Annotated in this window: 14 protein-coding genes; 6 read left to right on the plus strand and 8 right to left on the minus strand. The window is 73.1% G+C overall.

Annotated features, from left to right (window positions below; all coding sequences use genetic code 11):
• Positions 1-63: 63 nt before the first annotated feature.
• From ACIBKY_RS06495 to ACIBKY_RS06510, 4 genes are all read left to right on the plus strand, one after another.
• A complete protein-coding gene (locus tag ACIBKY_RS06495) occupies positions 64-1,905 on the plus strand; it encodes a hypothetical protein (RefSeq protein ID WP_397094902.1) in 1,842 nt (613 codons plus the stop codon).
• Positions 1,905-2,609, plus strand: a complete 705-nt coding sequence (locus ACIBKY_RS06500) for an anticodon-binding protein (protein ID WP_397094903.1) — start codon at positions 1,905-1,907, stop codon at positions 2,607-2,609. The genes ACIBKY_RS06495 and ACIBKY_RS06500 overlap by 1 nt, the downstream gene beginning before the upstream one ends.
• A 116-nt stretch (positions 2,610-2,725) precedes the next feature.
• Complete coding sequence (lysA, locus tag ACIBKY_RS06505) at positions 2,726-4,108, plus strand: diaminopimelate decarboxylase (RefSeq protein WP_397094905.1); 1,383 nt, start codon at positions 2,726-2,728, stop codon at positions 4,106-4,108.
• On the plus strand, positions 4,105-5,385 hold the full coding sequence (locus ACIBKY_RS06510; RefSeq protein WP_397094906.1) for a homoserine dehydrogenase: 1,281 nt from the start codon (positions 4,105-4,107) through the stop codon (positions 5,383-5,385). Before lysA ends, ACIBKY_RS06510 begins: the two co-directional genes overlap by 4 nt.
• A gap of 46 nt (positions 5,386-5,431) precedes the next feature.
• Here the strand turns inward: ACIBKY_RS06510 and ACIBKY_RS06515 are convergent, their stop codons facing one another.
• The 4 genes from ACIBKY_RS06515 to ACIBKY_RS06530 form a co-directional block, all read right to left on the minus strand.
• A complete protein-coding gene (locus ACIBKY_RS06515; protein WP_397094907.1) occupies positions 5,432-6,589 on the minus strand; it encodes a cation:proton antiporter in 1,158 nt (385 codons plus the stop codon).
• A gap of 8 nt (positions 6,590-6,597) precedes the next feature.
• Positions 6,598-7,080, minus strand: coding sequence for a cation:proton antiporter regulatory subunit (locus ACIBKY_RS06520; RefSeq protein WP_397094908.1), 483 nt, complete (start codon positions 7,078-7,080; stop codon positions 6,598-6,600).
• 61 nt (positions 7,081-7,141) lie between these two features.
• Positions 7,142-9,712 (minus strand): FHA domain-containing protein, encoded by a 2,571-nt coding sequence (locus tag ACIBKY_RS06525; RefSeq protein WP_397094910.1) that lies wholly within the window; start codon positions 9,710-9,712, stop codon positions 7,142-7,144.
• A 35-nt stretch (positions 9,713-9,747) separates the two neighbouring features.
• Positions 9,748-10,719 carry a hypothetical protein gene (locus tag ACIBKY_RS06530; RefSeq protein ID WP_397094911.1) on the minus strand — a complete coding sequence of 324 codons (972 nt, stop codon included), beginning with the start codon at positions 10,717-10,719 and terminating at the stop codon, positions 9,748-9,750.
• 86 nt (positions 10,720-10,805) lie between these two features.
• Between ACIBKY_RS06530 and ACIBKY_RS06535 the strand changes: the two genes are divergently transcribed.
• Together ACIBKY_RS06535 and ACIBKY_RS06540 are read left to right on the plus strand one after the other, a co-directional pair.
• Positions 10,806-11,948, plus strand: a complete 1,143-nt coding sequence (locus ACIBKY_RS06535) for a sensor histidine kinase (protein ID WP_397094913.1) — start codon at positions 10,806-10,808, stop codon at positions 11,946-11,948.
• A complete protein-coding gene (locus ACIBKY_RS06540) occupies positions 11,945-12,574 on the plus strand; it encodes a response regulator (protein ID WP_397094915.1) in 630 nt (209 codons plus the stop codon). Before ACIBKY_RS06535 ends, ACIBKY_RS06540 begins: the two co-directional genes overlap by 4 nt.
• Before the next feature lie 4 nt (positions 12,575-12,578).
• Here the strand turns inward: ACIBKY_RS06540 and ACIBKY_RS06545 are convergent, their stop codons facing one another.
• Genes ACIBKY_RS06545 through ACIBKY_RS06560 form a run of 4 tightly spaced genes read right to left on the minus strand, consistent with a single transcriptional unit; the run spans position 12,579 to position 18,140 of the window.
• Positions 12,579-14,279, minus strand: a complete 1,701-nt coding sequence (locus tag ACIBKY_RS06545) for a glycosyltransferase (RefSeq protein WP_397094917.1) — start codon at positions 14,277-14,279, stop codon at positions 12,579-12,581.
• On the minus strand, positions 14,276-16,189 hold the full coding sequence (locus ACIBKY_RS06550; RefSeq protein ID WP_397094919.1) for a glycosyltransferase: 1,914 nt from the start codon (positions 16,187-16,189) through the stop codon (positions 14,276-14,278). The genes ACIBKY_RS06545 and ACIBKY_RS06550 overlap by 4 nt, the downstream gene beginning before the upstream one ends.
• Positions 16,190-16,221: 32 nt before the next feature.
• Complete coding sequence (locus tag ACIBKY_RS06555) at positions 16,222-17,721, minus strand: glycosyltransferase (RefSeq protein WP_397094920.1); 1,500 nt, start codon at positions 17,719-17,721, stop codon at positions 16,222-16,224.
• Positions 17,718-18,140, minus strand: coding sequence for a hypothetical protein (locus tag ACIBKY_RS06560; protein WP_397094922.1), 423 nt, complete (start codon positions 18,138-18,140; stop codon positions 17,718-17,720). The genes ACIBKY_RS06555 and ACIBKY_RS06560 overlap by 4 nt, the downstream gene beginning before the upstream one ends.
• Between the last annotated feature and the right edge of the window lie 18 nt (positions 18,141-18,158).

Below are 18,158 nucleotides of genomic sequence, written 5' to 3' on the forward strand. Positions count from 1 at the left end.
CGAGCGCAGCGAGCGAGCCAATGGACACGGCCACTTTGTCGTTGGCCTGCTGGAGGAAGGCCGATGACGGAGCTGGAAAGCACGCGCAAGGCGCTGAGGGACGCGGTCGCCCAGGCCGAGCACGCGGCGGAGCTGGCGCGGCTGCTGGACACCGCCCAGGCGAAGCTCGCCGCCGCCGAGCAGAGCGCGCAGGAGGCAAAGGCGCTGGCCGCGCAGGTGTCGGAGCTGGAGGACCGGCTCGACGACGAGCGTTCCGACGCGGAGAGGCTGCGCAAGGAGCTGGCCGAGCAGCGCTATCAGGCCGAGGTGGCGCAGTGGAAGCTGTCCTCCATCAAGGTCGCCCGCTGGAACCGGCTCGGTGACGCGCTGAAGTCAGGCAAGTCCAACCCGGTACGTCTCGCCAAGGGCATCAAGGGCGCGGCCAAGGCCGCCCCGCGCCCGGTCGCCCCCAAGCGCAAGCCGGTCGCCGCCGCCGATCAGAAGGCCGAGCGGCCCGGCGCCGCCTTCCAGGCCACCGCCGCGACCCGGACGATAGAGGGCGCCTCGTTCCGGCTGAAGCCGTTCAGGATCCCGACCGGCCCCAACACGCGCCCCCACCTGACCGCCGCCGTCATCGCCGACCCGCACGCCGAGGCGCTGCTGCGCTACGAGTGGCGGCAGACGACCGGCTTCACCCCACGCGACTTCGCCCGGGTGCTGCCGCTGGAGGTGCCCCACCTGCTCGTCGTCGAGTCGGTCACCGAGGGCCCGTGGGCCGAGGAGATCGCCGGCGAGCCTGGCGAGGGCCTGCGCGCGCTGCTGGCCTGGTGCGCGGAGCGGGGCATCCGCACGGTCTTCTGGCACACCCAGGGCGACCCCGCCGGCTTCGCCGCCGCCGCGGCCCTGTTCGAGCACCGCTTCAGCGTTGACGTGGCGAGCGGCTGGCCCCGGCTGCAGTTCGGCGTGCAGCCGAGGGTGCACAACCCGCTTCCGCTGTCGGGCGGCCGGGTCGACCGGGTGCTCACGCTGGAGCAGTTGCTGCCGCCGCACCTGTCGTATCCGGACGTGCTGACGTCCTACCGCTGGCCGGCCGCGGTGGACGTGCCACCGGGAACGCCGACATGGCGGCTGTCGGAGATCGCCGCCTGCGGCACCTCGATCGGCCCGGAGCCCGACTCCCGCCGCGCCCACGCCGCGCTGCGCCGCGCCCACGCGGGCGGCACGATGACCGAGCGGGTCGACGAGCTGCTGGAGCGCATCGGCCTGCCCAGCGCCCGCGCGACGCTGAACGTCTCGGTGATCCTGCCGGTCACCGACGCGGCGCTGCTGGAGCACGCGCTCGCCCAGGTCGCCAGGCAGAGCGGGGTCACGCAGCTGATCCTGTTCGGCCCGCCCGGCGCGGGGGAGCGCGCCCGTGACGTGATCAAGGATGCCGAGGTCGTCTTCCGCGACCTCGACCCCGCGCTGTCCACGGGCGGCATGCTCAACCACGGGCTCGACCTGTGCGAGGCCGACCTGGTCGCGGTCATGGACCCGCGCGACGTCTACGGCATGCACTACCTGTCCGACCTCAGCCGGGCCTTCCTGTTCGGCACCGCGGACATCGTGGGCAAGGCCGCCTTCTACGCCCACCTGCGCAACGCCCAGGCCACGCTGCTGAAGCAGCCGGACGCCGAGTACACCTACACGCCGGAGATCGCCGGGGCGACGCTGCTGGCCCGCCGCAACGCGCTGCGCGAGCTGGGCTTCCCCGACCTGACCGAGGGCTGGGACGAGGTGCTCATGCGGCAGTGCCGTACGGACGGGGTGAAGGTCTTCTCCGCCGACCGCTTCGGCTACGTGCGCGTGCGCGACGAGGACCGCTGGCTGCTGGGAGCGGCCCAGCTCGTCGAGTACGGCTCCGCCGAGCCCCACGCGCTCATCTGATGACACCCGGGCAGCTCGCGAAGCTTCTCGGCGAGCCGCCCGCGCCCGAGGGCGACTGGACGCGGGAGGCGGTCTATCTGTCGGCCGCCGCGCTGCGCCGCCGGGTGGACCCGGGCGAGCTGGCCGCGTCCGTGCCCGGGGCGGCGGCGCAGCCGAACGGGCTGCTGCGCATCGTCCTGCCCGAGCCCGCCGACGTGCTGGGCGAGGTCTTCGCGGTGGCGGACCAGGGGTGGCCGGAGGAGCCGCTGACCTGGGACAACCCCGGATTTGTCGTGAAATATGCGCGCGCCAGGGCAGTGGCCGTGGCGCGCGAGGCCGCCGCCCTCGGAGTGCCCGGCGCCCCTGGAATGCCTGGCGCCCCTGGAGTGTCCGGTGCCCCTGCGGCGCCCGGCGTCCCTGGTGAGTCGGGCGGGCTTGGCGCGTCCGGCGGGACTGAGGCATCTGGCGGGTTTGAGCCCGGGTGGTTGTCGGGGGCGCGCGATCGTGCGGTCTTGCGCGTGCTGGCCGAGTTGCCCGGCCGCCGGGTCAGTGCGGAGCCGGGGTGGGCGGCCTTTCTGGTACGGCTCGCGCTGGCCTACCACGACGCCTATGAGCACGCGGCGCCCCTGCCCGTCGGGGACGAACCGGCTTCCCCGGTGCACACCGCTCGGGTGCGGCTGGCGCTGGCCGTACAGGAAGTCCTTCCTGGACCCGACAGAATCTGAAATTTCACGCCATAAGGCGTGAAAGCGTGTAAAAACTCTACAATTTCCTGCACATCGTGTCTCGACAGGTGGGCACGGTGTCCGGCGCGATCCCGCGTTCCGATAGCCTCTTTTGGGTGAGTCGATTCGCCCATCCCGCAGGGGACCGGCACGCCGAGATGCTGCCCCACGAGCGCCCGCCGCTGGCGCCCGCCGACCTCAACCGGATCAATCCCGCGATCTGGCCGCGAACGTCGAGCAGGACCGAGGGCGCGCTCACGGTCGGCGGCATCGACGTGCGGGACCTCGCCGCCGAGCACGGCACTCCGCTCTACGTCGTCGACGAGGCCGACGTGCGCTCGCGCATGCGCGACTACGCCACCGCCTTCGCCGGTTCCGACGTGCACTACGCCGGCAAGGCGTTCCTGTGCAGGGAGATCGTCCGGTGGCTGCGGGACGAGGGGCTCGGCCTCGACGTGGCCAGCGGCGGTGAGCTGGCCGTCGCGCTCAGCGTCGGCTTCCCGCCCGAGCGCATCACGCTCCACGGCAACAACAAGTCCGTCGCCGAGCTGACCCGGGCCCTTGAGGTCGGCGTCGGGCACATCGTGGTCGACTCCTACGAGGAGATCGCCAGGGTCGGCTACCTCGCCGACGAGCTCGGCAAGCGGCCCAAGGTCATGATCCGGGTGACCACCGGCGTCGAGGCGCACACCCACGAGTTCATCGCGACCGCCCACGACGACCAGAAGTTCGGCCTGTCGCTCAACACCGGCGCCGCCGCGGAGGCGGTCCGCCGCATCCTCGCGCTGCCCCAGCTCGAACTCGTCGGCCTGCACTCCCACATCGGCTCGCAGATCGTCGACACCGCCGGCTTCGAGGTGGCCGCCCGCCGCCTGGCCGACCTGCTCGTGCGGATCAAGGACGAGCACGGCGTCGTGCTGCCCGAGCTCGACCTCGGCGGCGGCTACGGCATCGCCTACGTCGAAGGCGACGAGGCCCCCGACATCAAGGAACTGGCCGACGGCCTGCGCGAGATCGTCGCCAAGGTCTGCTCCGGCGCCGGGCTGCCCGTGCCCAACCTCACCGTCGAGCCGGGCCGCACCATCGTCGGCCCGGGCGGCATCACCCTCTACGAGGTCGGCACCGTCAAGGACGTCGAGGGCATCCGCACCTACGTCAGCATCGACGGCGGCATGAGCGACAACGTGCGCACCGCGCTCTACGGCGCCGAGTACACCGCGGTGCTGGCCAACCGCGAGAGCACCGCCGCGCCCATGCTCAGCCGCCTGGTCGGCAAGCACTGCGAGAGCGGCGACATCGTCATCAGGGACTTCTACCTCCCGGCCGACCTCGCGCCGGGCGACCTCATCGCGGTGGCCGCCACCGGCGCCTACTGCCGCTCGCTGGCCAGCAACTACAACTATCTGCCCAGGCCCGCCGTGGTCGCCGTCGCCGACGGTGCCTCCCGGGTGATCGTGCGGGGCGAGACCGAGGACGATCTGCTGAGGGGGCAACTGTGAAGGTCGCGCTGCTGGGATGCGGCGTCGTCGGCTCGCAGGTCATCAGGCTCATGCGCGAGCAGGCCGACGACCTGGCCGCCCGGATCGGGGCGCCGCTGGAGCTGGCGGGCGTCGCCGTACGCAGGCTGGGGCGTAAACGCGAGGTGGACGTCGACCCCGCGCTGCTCACCACCGACGCCGAGGCCCTCGTCACCCGTGAGGACGTCGACATCGTCGTCGAGGTCATCGGCGGCATCGAGCCCGCCCGCTCGCTGATCGTCGCGGCCCTGTCCAAGGGCAAGTCGGTCGTGACCGCGAACAAGGCGCTGCTGGCCGAGGACGGTTCCACCCTCCACGAGGCGGCCCGCGCCGGCGGCGGGGACCTCTACTTCGAGGCCAGCGTGGCCGGGGCCATCCCGCTGCTGCGCCCGCTGCGCGAGTCGCTGGCCGGCGACCACGTCAACCGCGTGCTCGGCATCGTCAACGGCACCACCAACTACATCCTCGACAAGATGGACTCCACGGGCGCCTCGTTCAACGACGCGCTGGAGGAGGCGCAGGCGCTCGGCTACGCGGAGGCCGACCCCACCGCCGACGTCGAGGGCTTCGACGCCGCCGCCAAGGCCGCGATCCTCGCCGGGCTGGCCTTCCACAGCCGGGTGACCGCCGAGCAGGTGCACCGCGAGGGCATCACCGAGATCACCGCCACCGACGTCGCCTCGGCCAAGGCCATGGGGTACGTCATCAAGCTCCTGGCCATCTGCGCGCGTTCCGACGACGGCAGGAGCGTCGGCGTGCGGGTCCACCCGGCGATGATCCCGCGCACCCATCCGCTGGCCGGCGTGCGCGAGGCGTACAACGCGGTGTTCGTCGAGGCCGAGTCGGCCGGGCAGCTCATGTTCTACGGCGCCGGTGCCGGCGGCGCGCCCACCGCCTCCGCGGTCCTGGGCGACCTGGTGGCCGTGGCCAGAAACCGGCTGGCCGGGGCGCGCGGGCCGGAGGAGTCCACGTACGCCTCGCTGACCGTGCACCCGATGGGCGAGACCGTGACCCGCTGCCACGTGGCGCTCGACGTCGCCGACAAGCCGGGTGTGCTGGCCAGGGTGGCCGAGGAGTTCGCCCGCCACGACGTCTCCATCCAGACGGTCCGGCAGGAGGGCCACGGCGACGACGCCCAGCTGGTGATCGTCAGCCACCGCGCCACCGACGCCGCGCTCACCGCCACGATGGAAGGGCTGCGCAAGCTCGACATCGTCCGCGCGGTGGCCAGCGTGATGCGCGTGGAGGGCGACGAGTAGCCGCCCCCGGCGTGGAGGGCGGCGAGTAGCCGCCCCCCACGCGGGATCAGGTACGGCGGGCGATCGCGGTGATCAGCGGCTGCACCGCCTTGGCCGCCAGCGGACCGAAGGCCGCCAGGATGAGCACGTACGCGGCGGCCAGCGGCCCGAGGTCCGGATGGACCCCGGCGGCCACCGCGAGCCCCGCGATGACGATGTTGAACTCGCCCCGCGGGATCAGCGCGATGCCGGCCCGAGCCTGACCGGCCTTGGCGATGCCCGCGCGGCGGGCGGCGTAGGCGCCGGTCAGGAGCTTGGTGACCATGCTGACCAGGGCGAGCGCCGCGGCCAGCCCGGCCACGGGGAGGATCGCCGCCGGGTCGGTCTGCAGGCCGAAGAAGACGAAGAACACCGCGGCGAACAGGTCGCGCAGCGGCTCCAGCAACGCCCGCGCGCCTTCGGCCAGTTCTCCCGACAGCGCGATGCCCACCAGGAACGCGCCGACGGCCGCCGACACCTGGAGCTGCTGGGCGATCCCGGCGACCAGGAGTGCCAGGCCGACGACCTTCAGGAGCAGGACCTCGGAGTTGGGGCTGGCCACGAAGCGTTCGATGAGCTTGCCGTACCGGAGGGCGAAGACGAGCACCACGCTCACGGTCGCCAGCGCGATCCCCACCGTCACCGCCCCGCTCAGCAGGCTCGCGCCGGCCAGCAACGCGGTGAGGATGGGCAGGTAGAGCGCCATCGTCAGGTCCTCGAAGACCAGCAGCGACAGGACGACGGGTGTCTCCCGGTTGCCGATCCAGCCCAGGTCGGACAGGACTTTGGCGGTGATGCCGGAGGAGGTGGCGTAGGTGACGCCGGCCATGGCGACGGCCGCGACGGGGCCCCAGCCGAGCAGCAGGGCGGCGATCGCGCCGGGCGCGGCGTTGAGCACCAGGTCCACGAGGCCGCCGCGGAGGTTGCCGCGCAGGCTGGTGACCAGTTCGTCGGCGTTGTACTCCAGGCCCAGCGTGAGCAGCAGCATGATGACGCCGAGCTCGGCGCCGACCTGGATGAACTCCTCGCTGGTGGCCAGCGGCAGGATGCCGCCGGTACCGAAGGCCAGGCCCGCGATCAGGTAGAGGGGGATGGGGGAGATGCCGCCGCGCAGGGCCAGCGCGCCGAGCACGCCGAGACCGAGGATGACAGCACCGAGTTCGAGAAGAAGGATCCCTGCGTGCACCCGCGGGCCTACCCCGCGGCCAGGACGTCGGCGGCGGCGGAGGTGCCCTCGGGCGTGCCCACGACCACGACCACGTCACCGGCGGCGAACACGAAGTCCGGGCCGGGACTCGCCACCACCCGGCCGTCGCGCGCGACGGCCACGATGGAGGATCCCGTGCGGGTGCGCATCTGGGTGTCGCCCATGGGCCGGCCCGCGTACGGCCCGCCGTCGCTGATCGGCAACTGCACGCTGACCAGGCCCTCGACCTGCCGGTGCAGCTCGTTGAGCCGCTGCACGATGCGCGGGGCGCCGAGCAGTTCGCACAGGGCGTCGGCCTCTTCGTCGTTGAGCTTGACCGCCTCGCACGCCTGGTCCGGGTCGCTCTTGTCGTAGATCACCAGGTCCCGGCGGCCGGTGCGGTGCGAGACGATGCCGATCCGCCTTCCGGACTGGGTGGTGAACTCGTGCCGCAGTCCGATCCCCGGCAGGGCCGTCTGCTCGACGTCCATTGCGTGCCCTTTCATTGCTTTTGTTGAACTTCATACTATTGGCCGGGGATGACCTTGTGGTTCAGCGGGACTTGGCCTCGTAGCGGCGCAGGGCGAGGCGGGTGGCCAGGGCCAGGACCGCCGACATGAGGATCAGCACGGCCATCGAGCGGAGCCAGCCCGCCGGGTCGTGGTCCCAGAGGGCGTCCTTGGGCTTGGCGAAGTCGATCTTCTGCAGGTTGGTGGTGGCCGCGGCGGCCGCGTAGCCCCAGCGGGTGGGTATGAGCCAGGTGAACTGCTCCAGGCCGGTACGGCCGACGACCTCGATCAGCTTGCCGATGAAGACGAACTGGGCCATCACCAGCACCACCATGATCAGCATGGCCTGCTCGTTGGTGCTGACCAGGGCGCTGACCAGCAGGGCCAGCAGGCTGCAGGTGAAGGCCACGGCGGAGACCACGACGATGATCTCGACGCTGCCGGAGCCGAAGATCAGCGGATCGGCGGGCGGCTTGCGGCCGATCATGGCCAGCGTGACGAACAACGCCGCCTGCACCACGTTGATCGCGCCCAGCACGGCAGCCTTGGACAGCAGGTACGCCACCGGTGACAGGCCGACCGAACGTTCGCGGCGGTAGATGGGGCCCTCCTTGACGATCTCCCGGATCGCGCCGATCAGGCCCATCAGCGCGGCCCCGAACACCAGGATGATCAGGAGGGTTCCGGCCTCCTCGCTGCGCCCGATCTTGCCGCCGGGCGGCGCCAGGCCCGCCGAGCCCTCCACGACGCGGGTCATCAGCGCCAGGATGATCGGCAGGCCGACCATCGACAGCGCGGCCAGCTTGTCGGAGCGGATCACCGAGAACATCCGCCGCGACAGGATCGCGAACTGCCGTCCCATGCTCTGCTTGGGCGGCGCCGGGGGCGGGGTCACGGTGTGGCCGTCGAGGCCCTGGCCGGAGCCGCCCCCGCAGTAGCGCGTGTAGTAGGAGGAGCGGCGGAAGCGGTCGGCCCACAGGTCGGCCTCGTCGCTGACCTTCTTGAAGACCTCCGAGTACTCCGTCGCCCCGAAAAAACCCAGCAATTCACCCGGTGGGCCGAAATATCCGACCTTGCCGCCCCGGCAGAGCACGAGCACGCGGTCGCAGACGTTCAGGTGCAGCACACTGTGCGTGACCACCACCACGGTCCTGCCGTCGTCGGCCAGCTCCCGCAACGTGTTCATGACCTCCTTGTCCAGGCTCGGATCCAGCCCGGAGGTCGGCTCGTCCAGGAACAGCAGCGACGGCTTCGTCAGCAGCTCCAGCGCCACGCTGGTGCGCTTGCGCTGGCCGCCCGACAGCCGGTCGATGCGCAGCTTGCGGCGTTCGGCCAGGTCGAGCTGGTCGATCACCTCGTCGATGCGGGCCCGGCGCTCGGCCCGCGTCACGTCCTGGGGGAAGCGCAGCGCCGCCGCGTACCCCAGCGCCCGCTCGACCGTGAGCTCCTTGTGCAGGATGTCGTCCTGCGGGACCAGGCCGATGCGGTGGCGCAGGTCGTCGTAGTGGGCGTACAGGTCGCGGCCCTCGTACAGCATCCGGCCGTGCGTGGCGGGCCTGGCGCCGGTGAGCGCGCCGAGCAGCGTCGACTTGCCCGCGCCCGACGGGCCCACCACCGCGAGCAGGCTGCAGGCGTCCAGCCGCAGGCTCACCCGGTCCAGCAGTACGGCGGAGCCCGCCTTGACCGTCAGCTCCTCGGCCCGCAGGGACACGGCGCCGGTGTCGGCGTGGACCGCCACGTGGTCGCGGTGCACGACCAGCTGGTAGTGGCCCACGGAGACCAGGTCGCCCGGCTGGACGTAGGCGTCGGTGACGCGGTGGCCGTTGACGTGGGTGCCGTTGCGGCTGCGCAGGTCCCTGACGTACGGGCCGTTGGGGGAGCGGTGGATCTCGGCGTGGTGGCGGGAGATCAGGAGGTCGTCGGGCAGGGCCAGGTCGTTGTCGGCGGCCCGGCCTATCCGCAGGACGCCGGTCAGGGGGAGGACCCGCTCGGGGAGCTCACTCGGACGCCCCTGCACGGCCGGCCGCCCGAGCTGCGTCACCCCTTCCGGCACCCCACCCCAGCCCTGCCCACTCCCGGAATGCCCCGCACCCGGGTGTCCCGAGCCCGGATGCCCTGGGCTTGGGTGGCCCGCGCTCGGATGTCCCGTACCTGGGTGGCCCGCGCTCGGGTGGCCCGCGGTTGGGTGGCCCGCGGTTGGGTGGCCCGCGGTTGGGTGGCCCGTGCCGGGGTGGCCCGGGTTTGAAGGGCCTGGGTGTTCGGTCACCTGGTGGCCGGTGTGCAGCGTGTCCGGGTGGCGCTGTGACTGCGGGGCCGCCGGGTGGGCAGGTTCGGGTTCGAGGTCGAGGCGGGGGCCGTGTTCCGCGCCGCCGAGCCGTACCGTGCAGGGGACGGCCACGTGGACGGTCGAGATGCGGTTCCGCCCGATGAACGTGCCGTTGCGGCTGCCGAGGTCGCGCAGGATCCAGCGGCCGGACTCGTGGACGACCTCGGCGTGGTGGCGGGAGACGCGGGCGTCGGCGATGGCGATGTCACCCTCGCGCCCCACGAGCAGCCGCTGCCCCGGCACCAGCCGGATGAAGCCCGCCGGACCCCGCACGAGTAACGCCGTCATCTCTCCGCACCCCGCAAACCCCGGCCGTCCCGTAATTATGGCCGCATATCAGGCTGGGGACGGGCCAGGGTGAGCGGCGTTGCAGGGACGTGACCTCGCGTGTAGTGGTAGGCCACGGTGGCCACGCCCAGCGACAGCCCCCACGGCAGGAAGAACAGCCCCACGCCGCCGACCGACCAGTCCATGTCACCGGACAGCAGACCGCGCCACGAGGTCAGCCCGGTCACGGTGAGGGCCACGGACACCAGCGACGCGGGCACGACCGCCATCGCCTCGGGCACCGCCCGCCCGCCGAGCACCGGCACCCAGTGGGGGAAGACCCGCCCCCACCGCTGCGCCAGCCCGAGCGTGAGCAGCGCCCCGCCCAGGCAGAGCAGCGGGAGCGAGTAGCTCCCCAGCCCGCTCACGCCCTTGGCCACGGCGTCGGCCGCCAGGGAGTCGACGAAGCTCTGGTCGACCCACAGCGGGATGCCCGCCGACCAGGCCGCCCGCTGCGTGCCGTACGGCAGCGGCGACAGCACCGCGACGGCCGTCGCCCAGAGCCCGATCCGCCGCCACGGCCACGACGCGGCGCCGCCCCGCACGGAGCCCAGCGCGACGCCGATCCACAGCGCCCCGCCCGCGACGCACACGAGCTGGTTGAGCACGGGCCAGTCGACCAGGCCGAAGTAGCCGCGCAGGGAGTAGGCCATGTTCTGCAGCAGCCGTACGTCGGGGAACACGAACAGGAGGCTCGCCCCGGCCACCCAGCCGTACGCGGCGACGACCGGCGCGGGAATCCCCGGCCACCAGAGGGCCGCCGCCGCGAGCAGGACGCCGGCCGTACAGGCGAGGGCGATGAACGGTGCCATCGCGTCCGCCGTCACGCCCACGAAGAAGCTCATCCCGACGTGGGCGTTGGGGTCGCCGAAGGGGAAGCCGCCGCCGCCCGACCACCAGAAGTAGCCGAGCGCTCCGTAGACCGCGCTCCAGATCAGCGCGCCGCAGAGGATCAGTCGTCGTTTCATGGTCCCCAGCCTGAGCCGGGACCGGCGCCGGGACATCTGCCGATCGGCAGATTCGCCCACGCGCCCTCCTGACTAAAGTGGCGGTCATGAAACGGGTGCTGGCCTGCGCGGTCGTGCTCTGGTGCGCCGTCTGGCTGATCTCGCTCAGGCCGCCGTTCCCGGAGCCGTTGATCTCGGTCCCCGCTCTGCTCGCGGTGGCCGCGGCGAGCGCCGCCGTCGCGTGGTCGCCGGGGACGCGGCCGCTGCTCGCGCCGCTCACGGCGCTCGTGGGCGCCGCCGGCGCGGCGTGCACGCTGGTGTGGCTGAGCGACCCGGCCGGTATGGCAGGGCCCGCCACCTACTTCCACACCTTGGCCGTGCTCACGCTCATCACGATGACCGTCCGCTGGTCGCCGCTGCCGCGCGGGGTTCCCGCCGTGGTGGTGGCGGCGGTGGCCGAGGCGCTGCTGGCGCTGCAGGTCGTGCCGGTGAGGTCGGTGACGGAGGCGGTCGCGTTCGGGCTGTTCTGGTCCTTTGGTACGGCCGGCGCGGTCGGCCTGGGCGCGTACCTGCGGGTGCTGGACGCCCGCCGCGAGCGGGCGGTGCGCGAGGCCAGGCGCTCTCAGCGGATGCAGCTCGCCCGCGACCTGCACGACTTCGTGGCCCACGACGTCAGCGCCATGGTCCTGCAGGCACAGGCGGCGCAGATCCTGCTGGAGAGCTCGCCGCGGGAGGCGGCCGCGACGCTGCGGGCGATCGAGGAGGACGGGACGCGGGCGCTGGCCTCCATGGACCGTACCGTCCGGATGCTGCGTGAGCTGGAGGGCGAGCCGGTCTCCGCCGAGCCGCTGCCCGGCCTGGACGACCTGCCCGGCCTGGTACGCCGCTTCGCCGAGGCCGGATTCCCGGAGACGGAGCTGGAACTCACGCCTCCGGGGTCGGTCTCGCGCGAGGTGGCCACCACGGTCTACCGCATCGTCGCCGAGGCCCTCACCAACGTCCGCAAGCACGCGCCCGCGGGGTCGAGCGTGGCGATCCGGGTGACGGACGAGGCGGGCGCGACCGTGCTCACGGTCGCCGACCGCGCCGGCGCGCCCGCACAGCCGCGCCTGCCCGGTTCCGCGCGGCCGGGAGTGGGGCTGGCCGGGCTGGCCGAGCGGGTCGAGGCGCTGGGCGGGACGTTCGGCGCGGGCCGGGCGGGAGACGGCGGGTGGCTGGTGAAGGTCGCCTTCCCGGGAGGACGGACATGACGATCCGGGTGCTGGTCGCCGACGACCAGCCCGCGGTGCGGCGGAGCTTCCGCACCATCATCGACGCCCAGCCCGACCTGGAGGTGGTGGGCGAGGCACCCGACGGCGTCGCCGCGCTGGAACTGGCCGCGGAGCTGGCCCCCGACGTGGTGGTGGCCGACATCCGCATGCCGCGCATGGACGGCCTGGAGCTGACCCGGCGGCTGGCGGACACGGTCCGCGTGATCGTCGTGACCACCTACGACCTCGACGAGTACGTGCACACGGCGCTGCGCTCCGGCGCCTGCGGCTTCCTGGTCAAGCACGCGGGGGCGGGGCTGCTGGCCGAGGGGATCCGGGCGGCCGCGGCGGGCGACGCGCTGATCAGCCCGTCGGTGACCGTACGGCTGCTGCGCCACCTGACGCCCGCGCAGGGCCGTACCGGGGTGGCGGGTGAGACGCTGAGCGACCGCGAACTGGAGATCGTCCGGCTGGTGGCGCAGGGCCGGTCGAACCCGGAGATCGGGGCCGAGCTCTTCATCTCCGCGGGCACGGCCAAGACGCACGTGGCCAACGTCCAGCGCAAGCTCGGTGTCCGCAACCGGGTCGGGATCGCCGCGTGGGCCTGGGAGAACGGCCACACCTGAGCGGCTACTGGTCGGGAAAGGTCAGGTCGCGCACCCTGCGCACCGCGCGCTTCAGCACGGTGCGGTCCTTGGCCCTGGCCAGGCGGACGGCCTCCTGGCGCCACGCCTCGGCCTTCTCGCGCCACCGTAGGGCGTCGCGCTCCGCCTTGCCCGCCTCCCGGCGCAGCTGCGACATCTCCGCCTGCAGCGCGGCGGCCCTGCGGCGCAGCCGGGTGATCTCCTTCTCGTGCTGGAGCGCCTGCTGTTCCAGCTCGGTCAGGGGACGGCGGCGCGGCGGGTAGACCTTGGGGCGGCGGACGAACCCCCACGACTCGCCGTCCACCCACTCCACGCCGAACACCTCGTGGATCACGTCGTCCAGGTGCTCGTCCGGCCCGGAGAGCAGGGCGGCTCTGGCCAGGGCGGCGGTGCGTTCGAGGCGGGCGACGACGACGCCGTCACTCTCCTCGGCCAGCGCGACGCAGAGCGCGCCCAGGTCGTGCTCGTCGAGGTGCTCGGTCAGGCGCTGAAGGGTGTCGTGGCCGGGCATCCAGCCGGGCGGGACCGTGAGGCGGTAGGGGGCGGCGGCGCCGGGCGGCGGGCTTTCCGGGGGCGTGAGCCGTACCCGGGGATCATGTTCGAACGTGGCGTGGATCAGGCGCAGGTCCAGGTCGGGGTCGCGCAGCGGGTGGCGGCGGCCGCTGCCCAGGTCCTGCCACGGCCCCGTGACCGTGACGCGCACGTCGGGCAGGGAGGCGGCGAGCAGGCCGTCCACGGTGGCGCGGACGTCCTCGTAGGCGTGCTCGCCCGCCACCACGCAGTCGATGTAGGGGACGAGCCACTGGCGGCCCTGGTTCACGCGCAGATAGCGGCGGTGCGGCACCCGGTCGGCCACGAACGGGTCGTTGTAGCGCTTGAGCGCCGCCCAGTCCCGCATGGCGGTGGGCAGCCCGAGATGCCAGGCCCGCGCGTCGGGGTCGGGCACGAACACGGCGCCCGCCTGGGCCAGCCGGTAGCCCAGTTCGGTGTCCTCCGCGAGCACCAGCGACGTGTCGAGCCCGCCGATCCGGCGCAGGAGCGCGGCCGGGTAGGAGGCGGTGGCGCCGACGTGGACGCGGGCGGCCAGCGCGCCGGGCGCGGTGCGCAGGCCGTCGTGCTCCTCGATGATCTTCTCGGCCCAGTCGTGGCGGAGCGGCGACAGGTGGAACAACTTGTCCTCGTTGCCCGCGTCGAGCGCCTCGCGTACCTCGGCGGGGGCGGGCAGGGCGGTGTCGGCGGTGAAGTCGATCCAGCCGAGCACGACGAGGTAGGGCGCGAGGTGGTGCCAGCGCAGCTGCGCCTCGACGTGGCCGCGGTGCGGCACCATGTCGGCGTCCAGGACGAGCACGATCTCACCGGAGGCGGCGTCGATGCCGGTCTGCAGGGCCCAGGCGCGCCCCCACCCGCCCGGGGCGCTGGGCACGAGCCGGGTGGCGGCGGGGCGCAGGTCAGGCAGGCGCAGCGGCGGCGCGCTGCCGTCGTCCACGACGATCACGTCGAGCAGGTCAGCGGGGTAGCTCTGGGCGGCCAGCGCGGCGAGCGTGAGGTCGAGCGTCTCCTGCCGGTCGTGGGCGGGGATGACGACGGTGACGGTCAGCTCGGGCGTCCAGGCGCCCAGCGCGGGCGGGGTCAGGACCCCGTAGTCGTTGCGCCGGATACGCGCGGCGCTCATCCCCGGTCCGCTCATACCCGGGCGCTCCCTTCCAGTTCCATCAGCGCGCATGGCCGGAAGCCGCGCCACTGGTGGCGATTGCGTTGCAGGAAGGTGCCGATCGGCTCCTGCCAGGTGTGGTTGGCGGCCAGACCGCGGTGGAGGATGTAGCCGAGGCCGTGGGTGCGGTAGATCTGCCCGCCTGCCGCCTGCAGCGCCTCCTGGAACTGCGTGTCCACGGAACGGCGCAGCGGACGGAACCCGCCGACGGCCTGGAAGGCGGAGCGCTCGACCAGGATCGTGCCGCCCGCCACGAAGCTGGTGATCTGCTCGGTGATCTGCTTGCGGTGCACGGTGACGTCGATCGATGACAGGTAGACGAACTCGGGTACGGTGCCGACCACCTGCGCCCCCGAGTACGAATGGGCCAGCAGCAGATCCGACAGGAAGTCCGGGCCGTACCAGTCGTCGTCGTCCATCTTCAGCAGGAACGAGCCGGACGCCCTGGACGCCGCCTCGTTCAGCACCTCGCCGAAGATCTGGTCGGCGGGCGCCTCGTACACGGTGACCTGGCCGTCGAAGGCGGCGATCGCGGCGGCCACGTCGGGGTGGCCCGCGGGCACGCCGTGCAGGGCCAGGATCACCTCAAGCTGCGCGTCCCGCTGCCTGGCGATCTGGTCGAGCGCGAACCCGACCATGTCCGCCCGGCGCGTGGCCAGCAGCACCGAGGTCAGCGGCGGCACCGGCGCGGGAGCGCCGAGCTGTTCCCAGCGGGCGGCCACGCCGTGGGTACGCAGCGCCGTACGGCGCAGCCGGATGCTGTGCTCCTCCCGCCGAAGCTGGTCGGCGAGGTCCGGACCCGACTCGATCAGCCGCACCAGCGGCTCGCCCAGCGCCCCTGCCCAGCGCGGCACGGACGGCGACACCAGCGGCACCCCGGCCGCGGCCAGCCCTGCCAGCACGCGCACCGCGGTCAGCGGACCGCTGTGGGCGTGCTGCCAGTCGACCTCCACGCCCCTGATCTGCCGGAGCCTGGCCACGTCGGAGTCGGTGACGCCGCCGGACTCGGCGAAGGCGATGATCGGCTTGCCGTCGAGGACGATGGACCAGCGGCCCTCGCGCTCGGTCAGCGCCGCCATGCCGCGCGAGGGGGTGGTCACGAAGCCCTGCGGGTTCACCATCCGCTCGTCGACGGGCGGGATCATCGACGGCTCCGCCAGCACCTCGGGATCGGCCAGCGGCAGCTCGGCGCCGCCCGGCCGGCCGAACTGCTCCCAGCTCGCCGCGCGCAGCGTGGGCCGCTCGACCGGCGTCTCGTCGCCCTCCCAGGGGGCTTCCCAGGGCGAGTCGGCCGAACCCGGGTTCACGTCGGGGTCGTCGAGCGTGCGCAGGACCAGGTCGCTGCCGGGCGCGCCGACCCGTCCGGGGACCGGGCCGCCGACCTCGGCAGGGGTGGCGTTCGGGTCGCCCGGCCGCCAGGCCGCGGCGCCGACCCCGGCGATCGCCGCCGCGGGGGCCGCGATCACGTCGAGGCGGTGCCCGGCGAAGGCCCGCGCGGTCGCGGCCACGGTACGGCCGGCCGGCGTGGGCGCCGAGAACTTCGCGTCCACCACCCAGACCCGGTCCTTGGGCTGGTACACCCGCAGATCGCTGAGCGAGCGCCACCGGTTCGCCGGGGTGGGCGTCGGGACCGGCGCCGGATGCGAGGGCGGCGCGTCCAGCACGGCCACGACCACGCGTTGCGTGTCGGGAAGGAGCTTGTGCAGGGTGGCGACCCTGCGCAGGTCGGCGGGGGTGCGGGCGAGCACCAGCACCTCGGGCGCGCGCTCCTTGCCGCTGGGCGGCTCCAGGATGTCGCGGTCGAGGTCGACGCCCTTGACGTCCTCGTCGATGCCGACGGCGTAGACCCACGCCCGCGGCATGTCCGCGATGAGAGAAGAGATCATGGCAACCTCCATGAGGCGACCCGCTGGCGTGGTCATCCGGTCTTCCTCAGGTGCTTGAGCAGGGCGGCGAGCGGGCCGGTCGCGGGTTCCGGCCGCTCGGGCGGCGGCTGCGAGAGGTGGTCCACCTCGGCCCGCAGCCGGGCCACCTCCGCCTCCAGTTCCTTGATCTCGGCGGCGCGCTTGGCCGCCAGCGCCCGCCACTTGGCCGGGTCACCGGCGGGCGGTTCGATGTCGTCACCGGCGGCGAAGCCGAACTCGGCGCCGCTCACCCACAGCGCCCCGAACATCTCGTCGACCAGGTCGTCGGCCGGGCCCTCGTGGTGGGCGGCGCGGCTGAAGGCGGCGGTGCGCTCCAGCCGGGCGGCGACCACGCCGGCGCCGGACTCGGTGAGGGCGGCGCAGACCAGGCCCAGCGTTTCCTGTTCCGCCTGCCGTACGAGCTGGGCGATCGTGTCGGCGCCCGGCGCCCATCCGGCGGGGACGCGCAGCAGGAAGGGGGCGGGCGCCGCGGAGACGGGCGCGTCGGCGGCGAACGCGACGCGCGGCTCGCAGGCGTAGAGGTTGCGCAGGAGGCGCAGGTCGAGGTGCGGGTCGTCGAGGGCGGCGTGCCGGTCGCCGGTCAGCACGTCCCAGGGGCCGGTGATGGTGACGGCGGTGTCGGCGAGCGTGCCGGCCAGCGCCGCGTCCACGGTGGCGCGGGTGCGCTCGTAGCCGTCGGCCTCGGTGACGACGCGCACGTACGGCACCCGCCACCGCCTGCGGGGATGGCCGCGCAGCCAGCGCAGGTCGGGGATGAGGTCGCCCAGGAAGGACCAGTTGTGCCGGTGCACCTCCTTCGCCCGCAACATCACCGTGGACGGCCCGACGTGCCAGCCCTTCGCCTCGGGGTCGGGGATGAAGACGGCGCCCGCCTGGGCCAGCCGGTAGCCGAGTTCGGTGTCCTCGGCCATGTTGAGCGTCACGTCCACGCCACCGGCCGCGCGCAGCAGCGCGGCGGAGACGGAGCTGGAGGCGCCGGTGTGCAGCAGGTAGGCGCTGGTGCCCGCGTCGCGGAGCATGCGCGTGGATTCGAGCGTCTTGGTGGTGTACTCGGTGCGGGTGCCCTCTTCGCCGAGCTCGTTCACGAACCTGGTGTCGCCGATCACGACCGCGTGGTCGAGCAGGTGGTGCCAGCGCATGTGCGCTTCCAGGTGCTCCTCGTCCAGGATCATGTCGGCGTCGAGCCAGTGGACCACGTCACCGGTCGCGGCGTGCGCGCCCGCCTGGCGGGCGGCGCCGCGGCCCCAGCCCTCGCTCACCCGCACCATCCGCACGCCCGGCGCCGACAGGGGCGGCGTGCTGCCGTCGTCGGCGACGACCACCTCGGTCAGCTCTGCCGGGTAGCTCTGCTTGGCCAGCGCGGTCAGCGTGCGGTCGAGCCCGTCCTGGTCGTTGTAGGCGGGGATGACGACGGAGACGCGCTTGGCCGGCCGCCAGCTCCCGATGGCCGGCGGCTCCAGGACCCCGTAGTCGTTGTGCCTGATCCGCCTCATGCCGAGCCCAGCGCCCGCACCTCTTCGCGTAGCCGCTCCACCTCGCGGGCGTGGGTCATGGCGTTGACGCGGTCCTCGCCGAGGGAGACGAGGATGGCGCTGAGGTCCTCGGTACGGCGGGCCGCGCCGTCCTCCATCGCCGCCGACAGCTCCTCCAGTCGCTTCTCGACACGCTTGAGCGCGGCGGCGGTGGCGGCGTGCGAACTCTCGTTCTTCTTCACGCGCTGGTCGATGCGCTGGGCCTTGCCGTCGAGGCGGCGCACGGTCAGCACCAGGAAGGCGAGGGCGGCGAGCGAGACCAGAAGCGCCGCGGCCACGGCGGCCGCGGCGAGCGTGAAGACGCCTGTGACCAGGAGCGCGGCAAGGGCGAGAACTCCCAGAATCGCGGCCGTCGCCGCTGTCCGGCGAGTCGAGAGCATCCGCATATCTATCCTTGT

Source organism: Nonomuraea sp. NPDC050394 (assembly GCF_044459065.1).
Classification (GTDB): Bacteria; Actinomycetota; Actinomycetes; order Streptosporangiales; family Streptosporangiaceae; genus Nonomuraea.

Coding starts and splice junctions, on each gene's coding strand:
- ACIBKY_RS06555 (WP_397094920.1), bottom strand. CDS start 17,721: ATGAGGCGGATCAGGCACAACGACTACGGGGTCCTGGAGCCGCCGGCC.
- ACIBKY_RS06535 (WP_397094913.1), top strand. CDS start 10,806: ATGAAACGGGTGCTGGCCTGCGCGGTCGTGCTCTGGTGCGCCGTCTGG.
- ACIBKY_RS06545 (WP_397094917.1), bottom strand. CDS start 14,279: ATGAGCGGACCGGGGATGAGCGCCGCGCGTATCCGGCGCAACGACTAC.
- ACIBKY_RS06550 (WP_397094919.1), bottom strand. CDS start 16,189: ATGATCTCTTCTCTCATCGCGGACATGCCGCGGGCGTGGGTCTACGCC.
- ACIBKY_RS06495 (WP_397094902.1), top strand. CDS start 64: ATGACGGAGCTGGAAAGCACGCGCAAGGCGCTGAGGGACGCGGTCGCC.
- ACIBKY_RS06540 (WP_397094915.1), top strand. CDS start 11,945: ATGACGATCCGGGTGCTGGTCGCCGACGACCAGCCCGCGGTGCGGCGG.
- ACIBKY_RS06520 (WP_397094908.1), bottom strand. CDS start 7,080: ATGGACGTCGAGCAGACGGCCCTGCCGGGGATCGGACTGCGGCACGAG.
- ACIBKY_RS06525 (WP_397094910.1), bottom strand. CDS start 9,712: ATGACGGCGTTACTCGTGCGGGGTCCGGCGGGCTTCATCCGGCTGGTG.
- ACIBKY_RS06500 (WP_397094903.1), top strand. CDS start 1,905: ATGACACCCGGGCAGCTCGCGAAGCTTCTCGGCGAGCCGCCCGCGCCC.
- ACIBKY_RS06530 (WP_397094911.1), bottom strand. CDS start 10,719: ATGAAACGACGACTGATCCTCTGCGGCGCGCTGATCTGGAGCGCGGTC.
- ACIBKY_RS06560 (WP_397094922.1), bottom strand. CDS start 18,140: ATGCTCTCGACTCGCCGGACAGCGGCGACGGCCGCGATTCTGGGAGTT.